General features: G+C 59.7%; 23 protein-coding genes. 14 read left to right on the top strand and 9 right to left on the bottom strand.

Annotation, left to right across the window (positions count from 1 at the left end; genetic code table 11):
• Positions 1–67 precede the first annotated feature (67 nt).
• A complete protein-coding gene (locus tag ACR0JC_RS02610; protein ID WP_170338589.1) occupies positions 68–1249 on the bottom strand; it encodes an ABC transporter substrate-binding protein in 1182 nt (393 codons plus the stop codon).
• A gap of 167 nt (positions 1250–1416) precedes the next feature.
• Between ACR0JC_RS02610 and ACR0JC_RS02605 the strand changes: the two genes are divergently transcribed.
• On the top strand, positions 1417–2514 hold the full coding sequence (locus ACR0JC_RS02605; protein WP_170339146.1) for a PQQ-dependent sugar dehydrogenase: 1098 nt from the start codon (positions 1417–1419) through the stop codon (positions 2512–2514).
• Positions 2515–2546: 32 nt separating this feature from the next.
• The gene (locus ACR0JC_RS02600; RefSeq protein WP_170339148.1) at positions 2547–2957 is read left to right on the top strand and encodes a hypothetical protein; all 411 of its coding nucleotides are present in this window, start codon (positions 2547–2549) and stop codon (positions 2955–2957) included.
• Positions 2958–2960: 3 nt separating this feature from the next.
• Here ACR0JC_RS02600 and ACR0JC_RS02595 read toward each other — a convergent pair whose 3' ends face one another.
• Entirely contained in the window at positions 2961–3965 is a 1005-nt protein-coding gene (locus ACR0JC_RS02595) for a GlxA family transcriptional regulator (protein ID WP_170338595.1), read from the bottom strand.
• 169 nt (positions 3966–4134) lie between these two features.
• Here ACR0JC_RS02595 and ACR0JC_RS02590 point away from each other — a divergent pair, with 169 nt between their 5' ends.
• Positions 4135–5505 carry a class II 3-deoxy-7-phosphoheptulonate synthase gene (locus ACR0JC_RS02590; RefSeq protein WP_170339151.1) on the top strand — a complete coding sequence of 457 codons (1371 nt, stop codon included), beginning with the start codon at positions 4135–4137 and terminating at the stop codon, positions 5503–5505.
• 54 nt (positions 5506–5559) lie between these two features.
• Here the strand turns inward: ACR0JC_RS02590 and ACR0JC_RS02585 are convergent, their stop codons facing one another.
• Positions 5560–6234 carry a PAS domain-containing protein gene (locus ACR0JC_RS02585; RefSeq protein WP_170339153.1) on the bottom strand — a complete coding sequence of 225 codons (675 nt, stop codon included), beginning with the start codon at positions 6232–6234 and terminating at the stop codon, positions 5560–5562.
• 237 nt (positions 6235–6471) lie between these two features.
• Here ACR0JC_RS02585 and ACR0JC_RS02580 point away from each other — a divergent pair, with 237 nt between their 5' ends.
• The 7 genes from ACR0JC_RS02580 to phoB all read left to right on the top strand — a co-directional run bounded on the left by ACR0JC_RS02580 (position 6472) and on the right by phoB (position 11882).
• Entirely contained in the window at positions 6472–7362 is an 891-nt protein-coding gene (locus tag ACR0JC_RS02580; protein ID WP_170340052.1) for a YicC/YloC family endoribonuclease, read from the top strand.
• Positions 7363–7377: 15 nt separating this feature from the next.
• Positions 7378–8019 carry a guanylate kinase gene (gene gmk, locus ACR0JC_RS02575; RefSeq protein ID WP_480763134.1) on the top strand — a complete coding sequence of 214 codons (642 nt, stop codon included), beginning with the start codon at positions 7378–7380 and terminating at the stop codon, positions 8017–8019.
• Positions 8016–8549, top strand: coding sequence for a gamma carbonic anhydrase family protein (locus ACR0JC_RS02570; protein WP_170339158.1), 534 nt, complete (start codon positions 8016–8018; stop codon positions 8547–8549). The genes gmk and ACR0JC_RS02570 overlap by 4 nt, the downstream gene beginning before the upstream one ends.
• 16 nt (positions 8550–8565) lie before the next feature.
• Complete coding sequence (locus tag ACR0JC_RS02565; protein ID WP_170339160.1) at positions 8566–9612, top strand: sensor histidine kinase; 1047 nt, start codon at positions 8566–8568, stop codon at positions 9610–9612.
• 70 nt (positions 9613–9682) lie between these two features.
• Positions 9683–10462 carry a phosphate ABC transporter ATP-binding protein PstB gene (gene pstB / locus ACR0JC_RS02560; RefSeq protein WP_260066122.1) on the top strand — a complete coding sequence of 260 codons (780 nt, stop codon included), beginning with the start codon at positions 9683–9685 and terminating at the stop codon, positions 10460–10462.
• Between the two features lie 16 nt (positions 10463–10478).
• Positions 10479–11180, top strand: coding sequence for a phosphate signaling complex protein PhoU (gene phoU / locus ACR0JC_RS02555; protein WP_093962068.1), 702 nt, complete (start codon positions 10479–10481; stop codon positions 11178–11180).
• A 12-nt stretch (positions 11181–11192) separates the two neighbouring features.
• Positions 11193–11882 (top strand): phosphate regulon transcriptional regulator PhoB, encoded by a 690-nt coding sequence (gene phoB / locus ACR0JC_RS02550; RefSeq protein ID WP_170339162.1) that lies wholly within the window; start codon positions 11193–11195, stop codon positions 11880–11882.
• A gap of 1 nt (position 11883) precedes the next feature.
• Here the strand turns inward: phoB and ACR0JC_RS02545 are convergent, their stop codons facing one another.
• Positions 11884–12795, bottom strand: a complete 912-nt coding sequence (locus tag ACR0JC_RS02545; protein WP_170339164.1) for a LysR family transcriptional regulator — start codon at positions 12793–12795, stop codon at positions 11884–11886.
• Between the two features lie 96 nt (positions 12796–12891).
• On the opposite strand from ACR0JC_RS02545, the gene ACR0JC_RS02540 reads away from it, so the two are divergent.
• Together ACR0JC_RS02540 and ACR0JC_RS02535 are read left to right on the top strand one after the other, a co-directional pair.
• On the top strand, positions 12892–14121 hold the full coding sequence (locus tag ACR0JC_RS02540; RefSeq protein WP_093962065.1) for an acyl-CoA dehydrogenase: 1230 nt from the start codon (positions 12892–12894) through the stop codon (positions 14119–14121).
• Positions 14122–14250: 129 nt separating this feature from the next.
• Positions 14251–15018 (top strand): SDR family oxidoreductase, encoded by a 768-nt coding sequence (locus ACR0JC_RS02535; protein ID WP_170339167.1) that lies wholly within the window; start codon positions 14251–14253, stop codon positions 15016–15018.
• On the opposite strand, the gene ACR0JC_RS02530 is transcribed toward ACR0JC_RS02535, so the two are convergent.
• Positions 15015–15884, bottom strand: a complete 870-nt coding sequence (locus tag ACR0JC_RS02530) for an acyl-CoA thioesterase (RefSeq protein WP_170339169.1) — start codon at positions 15882–15884, stop codon at positions 15015–15017. The genes ACR0JC_RS02535 and ACR0JC_RS02530 overlap by 4 nt on opposite strands.
• 49 nt (positions 15885–15933) lie before the next feature.
• On the bottom strand, positions 15934–17151 hold the full coding sequence (locus ACR0JC_RS02525; protein WP_170339171.1) for a serine hydrolase domain-containing protein: 1218 nt from the start codon (positions 17149–17151) through the stop codon (positions 15934–15936).
• Between the two features lie 218 nt (positions 17152–17369).
• On the opposite strand from ACR0JC_RS02525, the gene ACR0JC_RS02520 reads away from it, so the two are divergent.
• Positions 17370–17975, top strand: a complete 606-nt coding sequence (locus ACR0JC_RS02520; protein ID WP_170339173.1) for a 2-hydroxychromene-2-carboxylate isomerase — start codon at positions 17370–17372, stop codon at positions 17973–17975.
• A 4-nt stretch (positions 17976–17979) separates the two neighbouring features.
• Here ACR0JC_RS02520 and ACR0JC_RS02515 read toward each other — a convergent pair whose 3' ends face one another.
• From ACR0JC_RS02515 to ACR0JC_RS02505, 3 genes are read right to left on the bottom strand one after another with little or no spacing between them, the layout of a single operon-like run.
• The gene (locus ACR0JC_RS02515) at positions 17980–18774 is read right to left on the bottom strand and encodes an IclR family transcriptional regulator (protein WP_367647283.1); all 795 of its coding nucleotides are present in this window, start codon (positions 18772–18774) and stop codon (positions 17980–17982) included.
• A 10-nt stretch (positions 18775–18784) separates the two neighbouring features.
• Positions 18785–19810 (bottom strand): phosphotransferase, encoded by a 1026-nt coding sequence (locus tag ACR0JC_RS02510; protein WP_170339178.1) that lies wholly within the window; start codon positions 19808–19810, stop codon positions 18785–18787.
• Positions 19811–19842: 32 nt separating this feature from the next.
• Positions 19843–20661 carry an SDR family NAD(P)-dependent oxidoreductase gene (locus ACR0JC_RS02505; protein ID WP_170339179.1) on the bottom strand — a complete coding sequence of 273 codons (819 nt, stop codon included), beginning with the start codon at positions 20659–20661 and terminating at the stop codon, positions 19843–19845.
• Positions 20662–20815: 154 nt separating this feature from the next.
• On the opposite strand from ACR0JC_RS02505, the gene ACR0JC_RS02500 reads away from it, so the two are divergent.
• Positions 20816–21811 carry an NADPH:quinone oxidoreductase family protein gene (locus ACR0JC_RS02500; protein WP_170339181.1) on the top strand — a complete coding sequence of 332 codons (996 nt, stop codon included), beginning with the start codon at positions 20816–20818 and terminating at the stop codon, positions 21809–21811.
• The last annotated feature ends 1 nt before the right edge of the window (position 21812 follow it).

Genomic DNA, 21812 nt, shown 5'->3' with positions numbered 1-21812 from the left:
CTTTTGTCATTGAAACAGCCCAGGCACAAGGCCCGGGCTGCTTGGTATCATGCGGTCAGCTGACGGATCAACGGAACTTGACGGTCTCGTTCTTGCCGTCTTTCACTTCGATCTCGCGGTAGGACCCAGCGCTTTCGCCCGGACCGATCAGTTCGACACCCGAAGCGCCGACATAGTCGATGTCCTGACCCGCGGCCAGCAGTTCCAGACCCTTGGCCAGTTCACCCGGATAGATCTTCTCGCCGGGGGCGTTGGCCACATCCAGGATCTTGCCACCGTACTGGGCCGGATCGGCCGACCCTGCGGCCTGCATGGCCAGCATGAACAGCGCGGCTGCGTCATAGCTTTCAGGCGAGTAGGGCGACGAGCCGTCAAAGCCCGCGGCTTCGGCCATGGCAAAATACTTTTCAGCGCCTTCACCGCCCGAACCGGCGATCTGACCAAACGAGCCGTCCAGATCGGGGCCGACATTCGCAGGCAGCGAGTCACCGATCATGCCGCCCGGCAGACCGAACGTGTCGAAAGCGCCGCTGTCCAGAGCGGACTGGATGATGCCCAGACCACCCTGATCCAGGTAACCGGCAACCACGAGGATGTCCCCACCCGCCGAGGCCAGTGCGCCGACTTCGGCCGAATAGTCCGCTTTGCCGTCTTCATGTGCTGCAACGATGGTCACTTCACCGCCCACGGCCTCGAACGACGACTGGATCGCGTCGGCCAGACCTTTGCCGTAGTCGTTGTTGGTATAGGTCAGAGCGATCGAGTTGATGCCGCGGTCTTTCAGAATGTCGGCCATAACCTGACCTTCGCGCGCATCCGACGGGGCGGTGCGGAAGAACAGCCCGTTGTCTTCCATCGTCGACAGACCGGGTGAGGTCGCTGACGGCGAGATCATGACCATGCCATTCGGAATAGCGACGTTCTGCAGGATTGCGCCAGTTACACCCGAGCAGTCGCCGCCGATGATGCCGGCGACGCCATCGGCGATCATGCGTTCGCCGTTCGAGGTGGCCAGGCCGTTGTCGATGCAGCCGGTATCGGCGCGCGACGGGGTGACGGTGGCGCCGCCCAGCAGCTTGCCGGATTCGGTCACTTCGGCCATCGCCAGTTCAGCGCCCGAACCCATTGCCGGGGCCAGTGATTCAATCGGCCCGGTAAATCCGAACAGAACGCCCAGTTTGACGTCTTCGGCCATTGCGGCACCGGCCAGCAATGCGGTTGCTGCAGTCGCAGTAAGCAGCTTTTTCATTAGGTTACTCCCTTGTTGGAACGTATTCGTTCTGAGCAAGACCCTAGGCAAGCTGTTCAGAAAAGAAAAGTCCAAACAGGAATGTGTCTTTTGGCTGAACAACTCTATTTGTTTTCTAGGGTTTGGTTCCCGGGCGGCTCATTCTGACCGGGATTGGAGCGATAGATATGATCAGGGTTTTCACGATTCTCATTCTGATGATTTGCGGCAGCGTCGCGTCGGGCGAGTCATTGAAGACATCCGCAGGCGAGGTCTCGGTCATGACCATGCTTGCCGGCCTCGATACGCCCTGGGCGATCGGCCTGCTGCCCGATGGCAGTTTTTTGGTTACCGAGCGCGACGGCCAGTTGCTTTTGGCACGTGACGGCAAGGCCACCAAGGTCCGGGGCGTTCCGAAAGTCGCGGCGCAGGGGCAGGGCGGTCTGCTGGACGTAACCATAGCCCGCGATTTTGACCGCACCAGAGAGGTGTTTCTCACATTCTCGAAGCCGCAGAGCGGCGGGGCCGGTACGGCGGTTGCCGTGGCGCGCCTGTCCGAGAACGGCAAGCGGCTGACCAACTTTAAGGTGATATTCGAAGCGGTTCCCGGCGGCTCGGGTGGCCGGCATTTCGGATCGCGCGTGGTCGAGGCGCAGGACGGGACGCTGTTCATCACTTTGGGGGATCGTGGCGACAGGCCGACCGCACAGGACCGCTCGAACCACATGGGGACGGTTATTCGGATCAACCGCGATGGCTCGATCCCGGCGGATAATCCGTTTGTCGCGCAAGAAGGCATCCGCCCCGAGATCTGGTCCTTTGGTCATCGCAATCCGCAAGGCGCTGATATTGATACGAGTGGCCGGTTGTGGGTCTCGGAACATGGCGCCAAGGGCGGGGACGAGGTGAACCTTGTGAAACCCGGCGCCAACTACGGTTGGCCGGTCATTTCCTACGGGACGCATTATTCCGGAGAGAAGATTGGCGAAGGCACCAGCAAAGACGGAATGGAACAGCCGCGCTTGTACTGGGACCCCTCCATCGCGCCGTCGGGCTTGATGGTCTATTCCGGCGGGATGTTTCCCGAATGGCGGGGTGACATCTTCGTGGGTTCGCTGAAATTCGACTATATCGCACGGCTGTCCGGCAACCCGTTGCGCGAGGTCGAGCAGATCAAAGGCCCCGAGACCGAACGGGTCCGTGACATCGTGCAGGCCCCAGACGGTGCGATCTGGTTCATCTCGGTCGGGCAGGGTGCGGTTTACAGGATTTCCCGTTCGTCCTAGGAGTGCAGCGATACACTTCTAAGAGGATTGACATGTTCCGCATTCTCGCAGCGATATTTTTGTCCCTTTCGACACTTCCCGCCGCGGCCGACGCGGTCTTTGCGACCTATGCCGATTACGAAGCCTTCGTCGACACCAAGATCAAGAACCGCGAGTTCTCGAACGTCATCAACCGGTTGAGCGGCGCCGACGAATACACGCCGCAGCAGATGCAAGTCCTGCAAGGGCAGCTGCGTGACCTTGTCCCGTACTACCTGACCAATGCCGACGTTGCCAAACGGGTCGAGCTTGAGAACGGGTTCGCGCAGGAAATGCGGATCTACTGGAACGACAAGAACAGCTATCTCTACTATTACGCTCTTTTGCATAAACGCCACGACGGCGTGCTAGTTCTGCAGTTCAGCATCAACACACGCGCCGAGCCCATTCTGGGCATGTTCTAGGCGTCAGACCGACAGCCGCCCGCTCTGGGTGCCACGCTCGCGATAGGGCGTGGTGTTGTAATGCGCGCGGTAGCATTTCGAGAAATGGCTGGGGCTGGCAAAGCCGCAAGCCAAGGCCACGTTGATCACGCTCATGTCGGTCTGCATCAGCAGGTTGCGCGCCTTGTGCAGCCGCAGTTCCATGTAATAGCGCTTGGGCGAACGGCTCAGATACCGACGGAACAGCCGCTCGAGCTGGCGGGTCGACATGCCAACATCCTTGGCCAGGATCGAGGGCGAAATCGGCTCCTCGATGTTCTTCTCCATCATCAGGATGACCTGGCTCAGCTTGGGGTGGCGCACACCGATCCGCGTGGGCGTCGACAGGCGCTGGGTGTCCTGATCGGTGCGGATAGAGGAATAGATCATCTGGTCGGCCACGGCGTTGGCCAACTCCTCACCGTAGTCATCGGCAATCAGCTTCAGCATCAGGTCGATTGACGAGGTGCCACCAGCCGTTGTCATCCGGTTGCCGTCGATCAGAAAGACGGATTTCGTCAGTTCGACATTTTCGAACTCTTCCGCAAAGCTGTCGGCGTTTTCCCAGTGGATGGTGGCGCGTTTGCCGTCCAGCAGGCCGGCCTTGGCAAGGGTATAGGCCGCCGTGCACAAGCCACCGATCTTCAGACCTTTGCGGGCCTCGCGGCGCAGCCAGTTCAGAACCTTTTTGGTGGTCGCCGCCTGAACATCGACGCCGCCACATACAAGGATCACCTCGTCCCGCTGCAGTTCGTCCAGATCGCGGTCAAGCTCGAACGTCGTCCCGGCCGAGCAGCTGACCACCTCTCCGCCTTCACCGGCCAGCGACCAGGTATAGATCTGCTGATCCGCCATCCGATTGGCAATCCGAAGGCTGTCCAGTGCCGAGGCAAAGGACAGCAACGAAAACTTGTCGAGCAACACGAATACGAAATTGAGCGGCTTGGCCGCGCGCTTGTCCACAGTGACAACTTGGCGTTGCTCTTGCATGGCGAACTGTCCTTGATTCGGCGGGCCGAGGCCCAAGGCCTGCGGCGAATTTGACCGACACCATGCTCAAAGCTTGTTTCCGACGTCAAGAGGCGCAAATCGGATATGGTCTCTGGTCTATGGATTTTGTATAGAGACCACCTGAATTACCTCAGCGGAGATCAAAGCTATGACCGAGTGGCAAAAAACGAACTGGCGCAGCAAGCCGCGGGTTCAGATGCCAGACTATACCGACGCGGCCGCGCTGGCCAAAGTCGAGGCCAAGCTTTCGCAGTATCCCCCGCTGGTTTTTGCGGGCGAGGCCCGGCGTCTGAAACAGCACTTGGGCGCGGCCGGCCGTGGCGAGGCCTTCCTGCTGCAGGGTGGGGACTGCGCCGAAAGCTTCGACCAGTTCAGCGCCGATGCGATCCGCGACACCTTCAAGGTGATGCTGCAGATGGCGATGGTTCTGACCTATGGTGCCAAGGTTCCGGTGGTCAAGGTGGGCCGTATGGCTGGCCAGTTCGCCAAGCCGCGCAGCGCGCCGACCGAAGTGATCGATGGTGTGGAACTGCCCAGCTACCGTGGTGACATCATCAACGAACTGGCCTTCACGCCCGAAGCACGTATCCCGAACCCGGAAAAGATGCTGCAGGCCTATACCCAGGCTGCAGCCACTCTGAACCTGCTGCGCGCGTTCTCGACCGGCGGTTTCGCGGACATGAGCCGTGTGCATTCCTGGACCTTGGGCTTTACCAACGAACAGGACGTGCAGAAATACTCCGAGATCGCCGACCGCATTCAGGACACGATCGACTTCATGGAGGCCGCCGGTATCACCGCGGATACCACCCATGAATTCTCGACCGTCGAGTTCTACACCAGCCACGAAGGACTGCTGTTGGAGTACGAAGAAGCGCTGACGCGACTGGATTCGACTTCGGGCAAATGGCTGGCCGGCTCGGGCCACATGATCTGGATCGGCGACCGCACCCGTCAGCCCGACGGCGCGCATGTCGAATTCTGCCGCGGCGTGCTGAACCCGATCGGTCTGAAATGCGGACCGACCACCACGGCCGAGGACCTCAAGGTTCTGATGTCCAAGCTGAACCCGGACAACGAAGAAGGCCGTCTGACCCTGATCGCGCGCTTCGGCGCGGGCAAGGCGGGCGAGCACCTGCCGCGCCTGATCAAGGCCGTCAAGGAAGAGGGTGCCAAGGTGACCTGGGTCTGCGACCCGATGCACGGCAACACGATCAAGTCGGCCACCGGCTACAAGACCCGGCCGTTCGAATCGGTCCTGCGCGAGGTGCGGGATTTCTTCGGCGTGCATCAGGCCGAGGGCACGATCCCCGGCGGCGTGCATTTCGAGATGACCGGTCTGGACGTGACCGAATGCACCGGCGGCGTCCGCGCGGTCAGCGAAGAGGACCTGTCGGACCGCTACCACACCGCCTGCGATCCGCGTTTGAACGCATCGCAGTCGCTGGAGCTGGCGTTCCTGGTGGCTGAAGAGCTGACCAACCTGCGCCGCGACCGAAAGGACCGCGCAGCAAGCTGAGGCATGTCGGATTGAAACGCAAACGGCGGGCCCTCGGGTCCGCCGTTCTGCTTTTTACTCGTCGCGAGAGAAGACCAGCCGCAGGTGTTTCGCCGGTCTCTGGAAATCGGCCTGATCCTCGGCAAAGCCCGCCTCGAAAAGCCGGCTGTTGTGGGCCTGATCCTGAATGTTCACCAGTGTGCGGATCCGAGTGTCCTCGATTCCGAACCGTCGCGGCGTAGCGCCTATCGTGCCATCGCTGACCATCACACCCAGCACCCGGCTGACATCCCCCAGATCGCTTCTGAGGGGCAACAGGATCATGTGGGCCTGCAGCCGCGTCCGGCCGAGCTTGCCTTTTGAAACAAGGCTGAACTCACCGATCGCCGGAGCGGCGAACACCTCTTCCAGGGCCTCTGACACCTGATCACGGGCGCTGGGATCAAAGAAGGCGGTCAGAGGCATTCCGCGCACCTCCATCCCCGCGATCTTGTTCAGATGGCTTCCCGCCAGTCGAAACCGAGCGAGGCCGGGCGCGATGCGTTCCAGAATGAATGTGTATTCCAGAATGTTTTCGAGGCCGCGTGGGTCGATCTGGGAACGCTTGGGAACGCCGTCGCCGCTCAGCAGCGCGGTCCAATACGCCTCGGCCTGACGGATGGGGGACAGACTGCGCCCACTGTCAAAGCGATCCATTGCGATGATCTTTCCAGCTTTCGACCCGGAACCATTCCAGAAGAAGGTTTTCATTACCATGCACCTCGTGTCGATTGGCGGCCATCCGGTCCGTGCGCCATGCAAAGCGATAGCGGCCGACCCATCCTTCGACTGACAGATTGACACGGGTTTATTCAATTTTGGACCAAATCTTTAAGGAATGGTTAACTTCTTGCGATGAATTGCACATCCGGCAAGGTCTTGCCCTATGGGGTACGATAGCTTTAGGTGCAGCAGAACAAGGCTGCGCAGCAGTGGGAAAGGGCAGGCATGATCAAATCCATGACCGGTTTTGCATCCGGAAAGGGCGCATTGGGGCCGCACAGCTGGAGCTGGGAACTGCGCAGTGTCAACGGCAAGGGTCTGGACATGCGGTTGCGGGTGCCGGACTGGCTGACGGGACTTGAGGCTGCGCTGCGCGCGGATATGTCCAAACAGATCAGCCGGGGCAACGTGACGCTGAGCCTGCGCGTCGCCCGCGAAGAAACCGCCGCCGAACTGAAGCTGAACGAAGGCGCAATGAGCGCCGCGCTGGATGCGTTGGCGCAGGCCGAGGAATTGGCGGTCACCAAGGGCGTCGCGCTTGCACCGTCAAAGGCCAGCGATCTGCTGATGCTCAAGGGTATGCTGGACGCGGCAGCCGAAGACGACGATCCCGCGCCGCTGGTCGAGGCGTTGAAATCCGAATTTGGCAGTCTGCTGGCCGAGTTTGTGACAATGCGCCGGGATGAGGGGCAAGCCCTGGCTTCCGTCCTGTCTGCCCAGTTGGATCAGATCCAGACCCTGACCGAGCAGGCCACCGAGCTGGCCGAGCGGCGCAAGGAAGCCATGGCCGACACTCTGCGCCAAAACCTTACGCGGGTCATCGAAAACAGCCAGGGCGCCGATCCCGACCGGGTGGCGCAGGAGTTGGCCCTGATCGCGGTCAAGGCGGACATCACCGAAGAACTGGACCGCCTGGCCGCGCATGTCGTAGCCGCGCGCACTCTGCTGGAGCAGGAGGCCCCGGTCGGCCGCAAGCTGGATTTCCTGATGCAGGAGTTCAACCGCGAGGCCAACACGCTGTGCTCCAAATCCCAGAATTCGGACCTGACAACGATCGGCCTGGAGTTGAAGGCGGTGATCGATCAGTTGAGAGAGCAGGTTCAAAATGTTGAATAAGCAAGGAAAAGTGTAATGGCGGATCGCCGCGGTCTACTCATCATCCTTTCGTCGCCCTCGGGTGCCGGAAAATCCACTTTGGCCCGTCGCCTGATGGAGTGGGACACCGATCTCGAGTTTTCGATCTCGGCCACTACCCGCGCCCCACGCCCGGGCGAGGAACATGGACGCGAATACTATTTTCTCAGCGAAGATGATTTCCGCCAGCAGGTGTCAAATGGGCAGATGCTGGAACATGCCCATGTGTTCGGCAATTTCTACGGCTCACCAGCTGGTCCAGTTCGCGAAGCGATCCAGAGCGGGCGGGACGTGCTGTTTGACGTGGACTGGCAGGGTGAAGTGCAGATCCGGAATTCCGAGCTGGGCAAACATGCTTTGTCCATTTTCATTCTACCGCCATCGATCAAAGAGCTGCGCCGCCGGCTTGAAACCCGTGGTCAGGACAGCGCCGACGTTATTTCCAAGCGCATGATGAAAAGCTGGGACGAAATCAGCCATTGGGGCTACTACGACTATGTGTTGATCAATGACGATCTGGCCGCAACCGAGGAAAAGCTGAAGACGATCGTCAGCGCCGAGCGGATGCGCCGTATTCAGCAGCCCCGGTTGCAGGATCAAGTCCGCGCCCTTCAATACGAATTCGAGAGCATGTCATGACCATTTACGCATTGGGACAGGACGTCCCGCAGATCCACGAAGACAGCTGGGTTGCACCGGACGCGAACCTGATCGGCAAAGTCGTCCTGGAGCGAGGTGCATCCGTCTGGTTCGGGTGCACCGTCCGTGCCGATCACGAAGAAATCCGCGTTGGCGAGGGCAGCAACGTGCAGGAGAACTGCGTGATGCATATCGACGCTGGTTTTCCTCTGACGATCGGAAAGAACTGCACCATCGGCCACAAAGTAATGCTGCATGGCTGCACCGTCGGTGACAACAGCCTGATTGGTATGGGAGCCATCGTCCTGAACGGCGCGAAGATCGGCCGGAACTGCCTGATCGGGGCAGGGGCCCTGATCACGGAAGGCAAGGAGATCCCCGACAACTCGCTGGTGATGGGAGCCCCTGGCAAGGTGGTCCGGCAACTGGACGAAGCGGCGGCCCGGCGGATCACGTTCAGCGCGCTCCACTATCAAGAGAACATGCGCAAGTTCCGGGAAACGCTGACGCCCGTTTCGCCCGTCGCATAGGTCCTGTGAACCGGTCATGAGCAACGAACTGCTTGCCGAAGTCGTCTCTGCTTTGCCGATGCCCGCATTGATGGTCGATCAGACCGAGCGGATCATCGCCTCGAACGCGGATGCGCGTGCGCTGTTGGGCCGAAACATCGACGGTCGCCATTTTGCGACGATCCTGCGACAGCCGCAGGTCATCGAAGCGATGGAGAAAAGCTTGCGGAGCAAGGGGCCGGCCAACAGCCGGCATCTGGCGAACGACGGCGCACAGGACACTGCGTTTCAGGTCCACTGTCGGTACATGCAGGGCGTTGGCGCGGTTTCCGGTGGCGCGGTTCTGGCAACGTTCATGGATGTGACCCACCTTGAACAGGCCAGCCAGATGCGCCGTGACTTCGTTGCCAATGTCAGCCACGAACTTCGTACCCCACTGACCGCTCTGATGGGCTTCATCGAGACTTTGCAAGGACCGGCGAAGGATGACGCGGCGGCCCGGGACAGATTCCTGAAGATCATGACAGCCGAGGCCAACCGGATGAACCGTCTGGTCGGTGACCTGCTGTCGTTGAATCGGGTCGAGAGCGAAGAGCGCGTTCGGCCAAGGCAGCAGATTGAACTGATCGAGCTGCTGCGCGTGACGCTCGAGACGTTGCGCCCCTTGGCGGATGACGCGGGCGTTTGCCTGTCTCTGAGCGCCCCGGATAACCCCGTTCGCCTTCCGGGCGACAATGACCAGCTGCGGCAGGTCTTCACCAACCTGATTGAAAACGCGATCAAATATGGCGGCAGCGGTGGCGGTGTCGATGTGCAAGTGACGGTTTCAGATCAGGATACCGCGATCCGGGGACCGGCCGCCCGGGTGAGGGTCATCGACAAGGGCCCTGGCATCGATCCGGTTCATCTGCCTCGACTTACCGAACGGTTTTACCGCGCCGACAGCCACCGCTCGCGCGAGTTGGGGGGGACGGGGCTGGGCCTGGCTATCGTCAAGCACATCATCAACCGCCACCGCGGTCGGTTGCGGGTGGAAAGTGATTTGGGAAAGGGCGCGGTGTTCACCGTCATTTTGCCCATGTAAGACTGGCGCGTGATAGGCTAGGAACGGTCAAGCCGAGTACTCGGACCAAAAAACGAAGGACCCGCCACCCGTGGATAGCGCATTGGAAACCGAAACCCTCAAGGTCTCAGCCAGGAACGTGAACGTGTTCTATGGTGACACGCACGCCATCAAGGACGTGAATGTAGAAATCCAGGACAAGACCGTTACGGCGTTCATCGGGCCCTCGGGGTGCGGCAAGTCTACCTTTTTGCGGTGTCTGAACCGGATGAACGACACCATCGACATCTGTCGGGTCGAGGGTGAAATCCGCCTGGATGGGGAAGACATCTATGACAAGCGGATCGACCCCGTGCAACTGCGCGCCAAGGTCGGCATGGTGTTTCAGAAACCCAACCCTTTTCCAAAGTCGATCTATGACAACATCGCATACGGCCCGCGCATTCATGGTCTGGCCAAGACCAAGGCCGAACTTGACGAGATCGTCGAGAAATCCCTACGCCGCGGCGCCATCTGGGACGAGGTGAAGGATCGCCTGGATGCCCCTGGTACTGGTTTGTCAGGAGGGCAACAACAGCGCCTGTGTATCGCACGCGCCATCGCCACGGCACCCGAAGTTCTGTTGATGGACGAGCCCTGTTCGGCACTGGACCCGATTGCCACCGCCCAGGTCGAAGAGCTGATCGATGAACTGCGTGAGAGGTTTTCGGTCGTGATCGTCACCCATTCGATGCAACAGGCCGCGCGCGTCAGCCAGAAAACGGCGTTTTTTCACTTGGGCAATCTTGTCGAGTTCGGTGATACCGCCCAAATCTTCACCAACCCCGAAGACCCGCGTACCGAAAGCTACATCACCGGCCGCATCGGCTGAGAACAGGTAAAAGACCATGAGCGAACAACATATTGCATCTGCCTTCGACCGCGATCTTGAGGCGGTTCAGGCCCACATCATGAAAATGGGTGGTCTGGTCGAAGCCGCGATTACAGGTGCGGCCCGTTCGCTGGAAACGCGGGACGAGGAGCTTGCGCAGCAGGTGCGGCAGGGCGACAAGGCGATTGATGCGCTTGAGGACCTGATCAATGAGGAAACCGCCCGGGTGATCGCTCTGCGGGCGCCCACCGCCGGCGACCTACGGTTGGTGCTGTCCGTTCTCAAGGTTTCGGCCAACCTGGAACGCATCGGCGATTACGCAAAGAACATCGCCAAGCGCACCACCATTTTGGTCGAGGCCAACCAGATCGGCGGCAGCACCGCCGCACTGCGCCGCATGGCGCGTGAGGTTGAGCGGATGCTGCGTGACGCATTGGACGCCTATATTCAAAGGGATGCTGAGCTGGCCCGTGACGTTATCGATCGGGACCAGGAGGTGGACCAGATGTACAACGGCCTGTTCCGCGAGTTGCTGACCTTCATGGCTGAAGACCCGCGCAACATCACGGCCTGCATGCATCTGCATTTCATCGCCAAGAACATCGAGCGGATGGGCGACCACGTCACTGCCATCGCCGAACAGGTGATCTATCTGGTGACCGGCGAACGGCCGACCGAAGCCCGCCCGAAAGCAGACAACACCTCGCAATCTCTGTAGGGGGTGGCCGGCATGCCAACGGGCCAGCCGACTATCCTGATTGTCGATGATGAGCCCGCACTGCGCGAGGTGCTGGCGTACAACATGCAGTCCGCCGGGTACGAAGTGGTTCAGGCGGCAAGCGGCGAAGAAGCCCTGGTGCTAGTTCAAGAGGTGGCGCCTGATCTGATTGTTCTTGACTGGATGATGCCCAATCTCAGCGGGATTGAGCTGTGTCGTCAGCTAAAGGCACGCCCGCAGACCCGCGCGATTCCGATTATCATGCTGTCGGCGCGGTCCGATGAGGTGGACAAGGTGCGCGGTTTGGAGACGGGGGCCGATGACTATGTGGCCAAACCATATTCGATGGCGGAGTTGATGGCGCGAATCCGAGCTCAACTGCGTCGGGTACGCCCGGCGGCGGCTGCGGAAACCCTGGAATATCACGACATCGTCGTGGACCTCGAAAGCCACAAGGCCAGTCGGGCGGGCAAGCCGCTCCGGATGGGGCCAACCGAATTCCGGCTGCTGTGCACCTTCATGGAGAAGCCGGGGCGCGTGTTCAGTCGCGATCAGCTATTGGACCGTGCCTGGGGGCGCGACGTCTATGTCGATTCCCGCACCGTGGATGTCCATATTGGTCGACTGCGCAAGGCGTTGACGGCGTTTGGCGGAGCCGACCCCCTTCGAACGGTTCGAGGTGCTGGATACGCGCTGGATTAGCCTATCTGGGCAGAGTTTCGTCGTTTTGGGCCTGCGACGCCAACCAGTGACGGAAGTGCCGAAGTGTCGGATCTTCGGACTTTGAGCTTGGCCAGACCAGATAATAGGCCCCCATGGTTTCAACCGGATCCTTGCAGGCTGCAACAAGTCTGCCGGTCGCCAGGTCTTGCTCGATCAGGTAGTTGGGCAGCAGGGCGACGCCCAGCCCATGCAGGGCGGCTTGATTGATGGTCGTGAATTGATCGTGCACCGTACCGGGCAGGGCGCCTGAATGCGGAACGCCCATTTGTTTGAACCAGTCTTGCCAAGCGCGCGGGCGGGTCTGGATGTGAAGCAGGGGCAGTTTCAGCAATTCGCGCGGATCGTCCGGCGCGCCTCCTGGCAGCAGCGAGGGGGCACATACCGGCAGAACCCTTTCCACTTTGAGCAGCAGGCGCTCGGTGCCGGGCCAATCCGGTTCCCCGAAATGTAACGCGGCATCAAAGGGTTCTGATGAGAAGTTGAACGGCCTCAGGCGCGTGGACATGTTGATCGTGATGTCAGGATGCAAACGGGCGAAATCCGGCAGCCGTGGAACCAGCCAACGCATTCCGAATGTCGGCAGGATTGCCAGATTTAGCGTTCCACCCACTGGCGCGACGTGCAGTTTCAGGGAGGCCTGCGCAATTTGGTTCAGACCTTGTCGTATTTCCGCGACATAGTCCTGCGCCACCGGCGTCAACGCCAATCGCTTCTTGTCACGCAGAATGAGCTGCACGCCCAGTTGGGTCTCGAGCGTCTGCAGTTGCCGGCTGACGGCGCTCTGGGTCAGCGCAAGCTCTTCCGCGGCGGCCGAGGCGGACCCCAGCCTGTCCAATGCTTCGAGCGCGCGAAGCGAAGAAATTGACGGAAAAAGTCGACGAGGCGTATCCATCTATGCGTTTTACTCATGAAAACTTGCAAATGTCTCGCTGTTTTTTGCGTAAATTGCAGGGTAGGGTGCGTATGAACTTCAGTTTGGAGCCAGAAGATGAACGCCCCCGACACCAAACCTGCATTGCGCGCAAAGGATGCGCCCGATCTTGGCCGCTTTACCTGGGACGATCCGTTCCGCCTGTCTGATCAACTGACCGAGGATGAACGCCTGATCGCCGACAGCGCTCGTGCGTATGCGCAGGAAAAGCTGCAACCTCGGGTAACTCAGGCGTTTCAGAACGAGGAAACCGATCCTGAAATCTTCCGCGAGATGGGCGAAATGGGCCTGCTGGGCACCACCATTCCCGAGGAATACGGCGGGATTGGAGCCGGTTACGTAACCTACGGTCTTGTCGCGCGCGAGGTCGAACGTGTGGATTCCGGCTATCGCTCGATGATGTCGGTGCAAAGCTCGCTGGTGATGTATCCGATCTATGCCTATGGCAGTGAAGAGCAGCGCCGGAAATACCTGCCGAAACTGGCCAGTGGTGAATGGATCGGTTGCTTTGGCCTGACCGAACCGGATGCGGGATCTGACCCGGCTGGTATGAAAACCCGGGCAGAAAAGATCGACGGCGGCTACCGTCTGACCGGCAGCAAGATGTGGATTTCAAACGCGCCAATCGCCGATGTGTTTGTTGTCTGGGCCAAGTCCGATGCGCATGACGGAAAGATCCGCGGCTTCGTACTTGAAAAAGGCGCCAAGGGTCTGAGCGCGCCCAAGATCCAAAACAAGCTTAGCCTGCGCGCGTCAATCACCGGCGAAATCGTGATGGATGGCGTGGAGGTCGACGACAGTGCGTTGTTGCCGCACGTCCAGGGCCTGAAGGGGCCGTTCGGATGCTTGAACCGAGCACGCTATGGCATCAGTTGGGGTGTCATGGGGGCCGCAGAATGCTGCTGGCACGCGGCGCGTCAGTATGGATTGGATCGCAAGCAGTTCAATCGTCCTTTGGCGCAGACACAGCTATTCCAGAAGAAGCTGGCGGACATGCAGACTGAAGTCGCCTTGGGTTTGCAGGCCAGCCTGACGGTCGGACGGCTGATGGACAAAGCCGAAGCCGCGCCTGAGATGATCTCAATCATCAAGCGGAACAATTGCGGCAAGGCGTTGGATATCGCGCGGATGGCGCGGGACATGCATGGTGGCAACGGGATCTCGTTGGAGTTCCAAGTCATTCGTCACATGGTCAACCTTGAGACCGTTAATACCTACGAGGGCACGCATGATGTTCATGCGTTGATCCTGGGGCGGGCGCAGACCGGGTTGCAAGCATTCTACTGATCCGCAACCCAAAGTGCGCGTAATCGGTATTATGTAATTAAAGTGCAAGACCTGGCACCGCTACGTTCGCGTTGGCGGTGCTATTTCAACCTGTTACGGTCCTGTGTGAAACCAAGACAGGATGCGCTGATGGACCTTCAAGGCAAAATCGTAGTTGTTACCGGTGCAGCCCACGGCATCGGCAAAGGTATGGCGACGCGCTTCGCTGCGGATGGCGCGCGTGTGATCTGTGCGGATATCGATGAAACCGGCGCCGAAGCCGTCGCCCAAGACATTGGCGGGCATTCGTTCAAATGCGATGTGGCCGACGAACACGAAATCCAGGCAATGATCGAAAGCGTTGAATCCAGCATCGGCCCCATTGATCTGTTCTGCGCCAACGCCGGCATCCTGACGCTTGGCGGTCTCGATGTTCCCGATGCGCATTGGGACAGGATCTGGAAGATCAACGTCATGTCTCATGTGTGGACGGCACGCCATCTGGTGCCGCGGATGATTGCGCGCGGCGGCGGCTACATATTGATCACGGCTTCCGCTGCGGGGCTGCTCAACCAGCCCGGAGCCGCGCCATACGGAGTCACCAAACATGCGGCGGTTGGTTTCGCGGAATGGCTGGCTTTGACCTATGCCGACAAAGGCATCCGGGTCTCGGTCTTGTGTCCTCAGGCCGTCCGATCGGAAATGACGAAAGGGTTTGAAGACTCAGTTGCCGCGATTGATGGCATGCTTGAACCCGAGGACGTGGCACAGGCTTGTGTCGAGGCCATTGGCGCCGAGACCTTTCTGGTTCTGCCGCATCCGCAGGTTCTGGACTACATGCGCTTGAAAACCGCCGATTACGACCGTTGGATTTCAGGAATGAATAAGTTGAATCAGCAGTTTGCAGGCGATACCTAGACTTTCTTTCGGGCGCGGCGCAGAAGGCCTTCCTGCGCGACGGAGGCGACCAAGGTACCGTCCTGCGCATAGATTGACCCGCGGTTGAAGCTGCGTCCCTGCCCCGTCCATGGCGACTCCATGGAATAGAGATGCCAATTCTGGAATTGAACCGGCGCATGAAACCAGATCGCGTGATCCAGGCTCGCGCCATTGATTTCGCCCGTGAACCAGCTCAACCCGTGCGGCCGCATGCCGGAACTCAGTAGCGCCATGTCCGAGGCATAGGCCAGCAACAGGTGTTGGGTCACGTGATCAGCCTGTTCCGCTGCTCCCATGCGGAACCACAGATGGTTTCGGTCGTCGCTTTTCTCGGGCTGGAATATGTCCAGGGGATCAATCTCGCGCACCTCGATCGGACGTTCGCGCAGCAATTCGGCGTGCAGCCTTTCGGGAACGCGGTTCAGATATTTCTGCCGCAATTCATCGCGGGACGGTTGCGTTTCGGGCGATGGGACATCAGGCATCGCGTGCTGATGGTCCCAGCCTTCATCCTGAATGTGGAACGAGGCCGACATGTTGAGGATCTGCTTGCCGTGCTGGATTGCCACCACGCGCCGTGTGGTGAACGATCCGCCATCCCGCGCGCGATCTACCTGATAGATAACCGGAATTTCCGGATCACCCGGACGGATGAAATAGGCATGCAGTGAATGGCAAAGGCGGTCTTCGACCGTTCGGTACGCGGCCGCCAGAGCCTGCGCAATGACCTGACCACCGAAGATCCGCGTGGGCGTTTCACCGCCGGACCCGGTGCCTCGGAACAAGTCTACCTCAAGGCGTTCAATGTCCAGCAAATCCAACAGGATGCGTTCGGCTTCGGTCATTCGACTCTCTCTGGTTCTGTTCGTGATCGGCCTAGCAGGCCCGCGCGGGTCATTCAATGAGGGCGGCGTGAACCAGGGCTTTGAGTTCCGAGCGTGACGGGTAAGAGCTGGAGGGCGATAGCTGCGTAAAGAAAACAGCCGACAGGTCGTTCTTTTGGTCGACCCAGAAAAAGGTCGACGCCATTCCGCCCCAACTGAAATCTCCAACCGATCCAGGGGTACGAGCACGGCCCGGGTCCAAAACCACAGCGCCGCCAAGCCCGAACCCCATGCCGTCCATCGGCTGTTCCGCAAAGCTTTGAGGACCCATGGACGCGATGTCGCCCGGCAAGTGGTTGCGCATCATGAAGTCCACCGTGCTCGGGCCCAGCAGTCGTTGATCACCCACTTTCCCTTTTGCGCGCAGCATCTCGGCGAAACGGGCAAAATCGTCGATCGTGCTGACCAGCCCTCCACCGCCGGAAAACAGCGTGGCCGCTTCGAATGGCGAGTTTCCGGCCTGATCCACCAATCGCAACGTTTCGCCGCCGGACCTGGCCGCGTTCAGGGCCATCGCGTCTCCCTCGAACGGTGTGTAGAGCGAGGCGAACCGGTCCCCTGCCCCTTTGGGAACCGAAAACCCGGTTTCGGCCATCCCAAGCGGCCCAAAGATCTCATCGGCAAAGAATTGGTCCAAACTCCTGCCGGACACGACTTCGACTACCCGTCCGATAACGTCGATGCCGACCGAATACTCCCAGCGGCTGCCGGGTTGAAATGCCAGCGGCAATGCAGCCACGGCCCGAACCTGATCGGCCAGTGGACCCTGGTCCGGTTTGAACATCAGGTCCTGAGCATCCATTGCGGCAGGCAGAACGCCCGGATTGAACGGATAGCTTAGCCCGCTGGTGTGGGTCAGCAATTGATGTAGGGTCGGCGGCGTCGAGTCTTCTGTTTGTTCAATGGATTGCGCGTCTTTCCGCAACACCTTCATTTCGGAGAATTCCGGCAGAAACTCGGATACCGGCGCCTCAAGGTGCATCAGACCTTGTTCTACCAAGATCATCAGCGCTGTCGTGGTCACCGGCTTGGTCATCGAGTAGATGCGAACCAAGGTCTCGCGGTCGAACGGCAAATCACTCTCGAGACTGCGCAATCCGCAATCGTGAAAGAAAACTTCGCGCCCGTGCTGCTTCAACAGAAAGGCGCACCCGGGGTATTTTCGTTCGTCCACATACCTTTGCATCCATGTCTGAATGCGGTTCAGCCTCGTCCGATCAAACTGCATTGGCCGAAATTTCCCCGTTTTTTCTTTCACCTGCGCGCAATCCTGCCGTCCTGTGGCAAAGAAAAACAGCCCTAAAAACACAGCCGGCGCAAACTGCCGGGCGGGCGATCTGCAAGTCTGCTCTCGGCCACGACCCGCGACACTGCTAGACTGACGGCGTTCTGGATTCGTGATTTGCAGCCGTTACCCCTGAATTCGCCACCGGCCGGAGGTGCCAGATGACGCAGAACGTGGAATTCGTATACGACTTTTGCAGCCCGAACGCTTACCTCGCTCATAAGGTTTTGCCAGATCTCGCCGCGCGCCACGGGGCCGAGATTCGCTTTGTGCCCGTTCTTCTGAGCACAGTTTTCAAGGCTACCAACAACCAGAGCCCATTTCGGGCGTTCTCGGAAAATCGGAAGAAATCGGCGTATCTGACCCATGACCTGCACCGCTTTGCGCGGCGGCGAGGCCTGAACTTTCATATGAGCCCCTATTTTCCGCTGAACACGAAATTCGCCATGCGTGGGGCGGTCGCAGCGATGGGAAAATCATGGGAAGACAGATATGTAGACGCCGTTTTTGATGCAATATGGGTGCACGGGCAGAAGATTGACGACCTGAATGTGTTGACCGACATCATTCAAGAACGTGACCTGCCCGTACGAAAAATCCGTGAGGCGATCACCGGCGATCTGGCAAAGCAGACTCTGAAAGATCAGACAAAAGCGGCCGTTCGCCGCGGAGTTTTCGGGGTGCCCTGCCTGTTTGTCGGGTCTGAGATGTTTTTTGGTAAGAACAGCCTGGCCAACGTAGAACTTGAACTCGAGGCGTTGCGCTGAGGTTTCATGGACGCATTCCCAATTTCCGGGCGGCATCTATCAGCTTGTGCGCGTGGTCTCTTTCAAGCTCTTCCGGGGTCACATAAAAGCTGGGCCCGCCGATATTCAATCCAAATACCCGCCCGTCGCTGGCGGTGGACACCGGAACGGAAATGGCATGGACGTCGTCCCGCCACAGAGAATATCCGGTACAATAACCTTGTGTATCGTATTCATCCAATGCGGTTTTTATCGAGTCGCGCAGGTGATTTTCGGGCAGGTTCAGATCGCGTCGAGCAGCGTCAATCGCCGTTTCCCTTTGGTCCTCGGTCATGCCAACCAGAATGGCCCGCCCCATGGCCGAGGAAAATAACGGCAGCCGGGATCCGACATGCATGGTAAGCGCCACGTTCTGCGTCGACCTGCTGACCGCGACATATACAACCTCGGCCCGATGCGCTTCGCCCAGGGCGGCCGTCAGGTACGGATTGGCTCCATCGCGCAATTCCCGCAGCACCTCGACGGCACGCTCGCATATGTCAGCCGCACCCAGAACTCCGAATCCCAGCCGCAGCACTCCGACACCAAGCCGATAAGAACCGCCTGCGTGATCCTGAACAAGGTAACCCAGTTGGCACAGCGTATGGGTCAACCGCGAGATCGTTGGCTTGGGCAGACCCGTGCGTTCCGCAAAATCCGTGTTGGTCAGGGCGGTTTCGCCGTGGCGAAAACACCGCAGCAGTTCAAGCCCCCGCGCCAGTGCAGTGACGAAGTTCCGATCCTTGCCAGTGTCGGCGCTTGATGATGTCTCGGATACCACGCCTGCCCCTCTATCCCAGCGCTGCAAGGCCATGTTTGGCGAACATGGGCACATAGGCTCCGAATGCGCGCGCCCGGGCCGGATCGGATGCATTTCCGTCCAAGGCGCGTTTGTAGACGCCTTGGAGAATTCCGGCCATGCGGAAAAAGTTGAACGCGAGATAGAAGCCGAAATTGTCGATGCCCGGTAGTCCGCGCCGCTGACAATATGAGGCGATGAACTGCTGATCGCTGGGCAGCCCAAGGCTGCTTCGGTCAACACCAGCCAGCCCCCGCCCCTCTTTGCCCGGCGGCATCTGCCATTGCATGATGACGGCCGCCAGATCGGCATAAGGATGGCCGATGGTGGACAGCTCCCAATCCAGGACCCCGATGCAGCGGGTTCCGTCCCGCTCGAACATCAGATTGTCGATGCGATAGTCGCCATGAACCAGCGTTCGTTGGCCATCATCCGCCGGGATCGAGCTTTCCAGCGCGTCGATCAGCGCATCCATGTCGGCAACCGTTTCGGTTTCCGAGGCGCGATACTGTTTGGTCCAGCGCGCGATCTGGCGTTCAAAGTAGTTGCCGGTCGGTCCGTAGTCGGACAGGCCCACGGCGTCGATGTCGACCATGTGCAATTCGGCCAGAACCCGGTTCATCTCATCCAGAACAGCGCTGCGGGTTTCGTTGGTTTCGCCCTTCATAGTCGGTTCCAGAAAATTCCGACCGTCCAGACGCTCCATGACATAGAAGGCAGAGCCGATAATGCTGTCATCCTCGCACAGCACGTACATGCGCGGCACCGGCACTTTGCTGTGCGCCAACGCGGTCTGAACACGGAATTCGCGGTCGACTGCGTGGGCAGATTTCAGCAGAACTCCGGGCGGTTTGCGCCGCAGAACATAGGATTTGCCAGGCGTGCGCAGTTCGTAGGTCGGGTTGGACTGACCCACCGTGAACTTCGTCGCCTCAAGCGGACCGGCATAGCCTTGCAGGTTGGCGCGCAGATAGGCATCTACGGCGACAAGGTCGAGGGTGTTCGGGTTATCGCTCATGCGATCGACCTCGCTTGATACTGGACCGGGTTTCACAGGGCATCGGCAAAGATGTTTCCTCCGGTCAGAACGTTGATACCACCCGAGACCGGGATCACGGCGCCGGTCACGTAACTGCCGCCGCGTCCGCTGAGGAACAGCATACAGCCCGCGATGTCCTCGTCGCGCCCGACACGGCCAAGCGGGACCGACTTGCCCACTTTCTCGCGTTTTTCCTCGTCAGCCGTGGCAAAGGCGGTCATGCGCGAAACGAACGGTCCCGGTGCCAGAGCATTCACAGTCACGCGGTAGGGCGACAGCTCCTTTGCCATGATCTTGGTCAGATGAATGACGGCCGCCTTGGACGCGGAATAGCTGTAGGCGCCATCACCCATCGGAACTTCTCCCATCACCGATGCGACGTTGATTACCCGTGCAGGATCATCGTCCGAGCCCGATTGCATCAGCAGAGGAAGCAGCTTCTGGGTCAGATGAAAGATGCCGGCGACATTCACGGACATGACTTTGTCCCAGGCGTCATAGGGAAACTGTCCCATAGGAGCGCCCCACGAAACGCCGGCATTGTTCATAAGAATATCAAGCCTTTGGGTGCGGTTGCTCACCTCTTCGACCAGTGCGTCAATGCCGTCCTCGCTGCTGACGTCACCGGCAAACCCTTCGGCGGTTCCGGACGCATCCAGCGCGTTCAGTTCGGCGGCCACAGCTTCGCAGGCTTCGCCCTTGCGCGAGGCGATCAGCACCCGCGCACCCGCGCGCAGCAGAGCCTCGGCTGCCATCCGACCAATCCCGGTCGCGCCGCCCGTGACCAGAGCAGTCTTGCCCGCTAGCGAAAATAAGTTCTCCGGTGTCATCAGCCTCTCCCCATAATTCGTTTTTATTGCGTCCTGAGTTCTAATTCAGGTCGGGTCAGTTTCACTGTGCAGAATTGCATTTCACATCTGCCTTGACAACATGGTGTCAGGACCCGACCTTCGGGCCAACAAATGGCGAGGATCGGAAAACGAAATGCAAGCATTACTCAGCGTCGCCCCGGGTGGTCCGGAAACACTGGCACTGACCACCCTGCCCGATCCAACGCCCAAAAAGGGTCAGGTGCTGATCCGGGTACGTGCGGCAGGCGTGAATTTTCCGGACACGCTGATCATCCGCGACTTGTACCAGATGAAGCCGCCGCGCCCCTTCGCGCCCGGAGGGGAAGTGTCAGGCGATGTGATCGCCGTTGGAGATGGTGTTTCCGATCTGAAGATCGGTGACCGCGTTCTGGCCCTGACAGGCCACGGAGGTTTCGCCGAACAGCTGTGCATTCCGGCCGCCAGCGCCGTTCCCATCCCGGAGTCCATGCCGTACGAGGATGCGGCTTGTTTCATCTTCACCTACGGAACGTCCTACCATGCGCTGAAAGATCGCGCCGGACTCAAGGCCAGTGAGACTCTGTTGGTGCTTGGGGCCGCTGGCGGTGTCGGCTCGGCCGCGGTTGAGTTGGGCAAAGCGATGGGCGCGCGTGTAATTGCCGCGGTGTCCACGGAAGACAAAGCTCAGTTCTGCAGGGATTTGGGCGCTGATGAAACGATCGTCTACTCCAAGGAGATGACGCGAGAGGCGCAAAAAGCGTTCTCGGCCGAAATCAAGAAGCTGGCGGGCGGTGATGGCGTTGACGTGGTCTATGATGCGGTTGGCGGCGACTACGCCGAGCCGGCATTGCGTGCGATGGCCTGGAAGGGGCGGTTTCTGGTCGTTGGATTTGCGGCCGGTATCCCCAACATCCCGTTGAATCTGCCTTTGCTCAAAGGCTGTGAGATCGTCGGCGTGTTCTGGGGCGCGTCCGTATTCCGCGATCCGGCCGGACATGCCGAAAACTTGCGGGAACTGTTTGCCATGTATCATGGCGGCAAGATCAAGCCGCGTATCAGCGCCCGCTTCTCCTTGCCCCGCGCCGCCGAAGCTTTGGAGATGTTGGGCGACCGGTCGGTTCTCGGCAAAGTTGTCGTGTCCATCGACTAGG

The sequence above is a fragment of the Ruegeria sp. CH5 genome, from assembly GCF_056537025.1.
The sequence above is the reverse complement of the archived record's forward strand: the minus strand, read 5'-3'. Positions and strand labels throughout refer to the sequence as shown.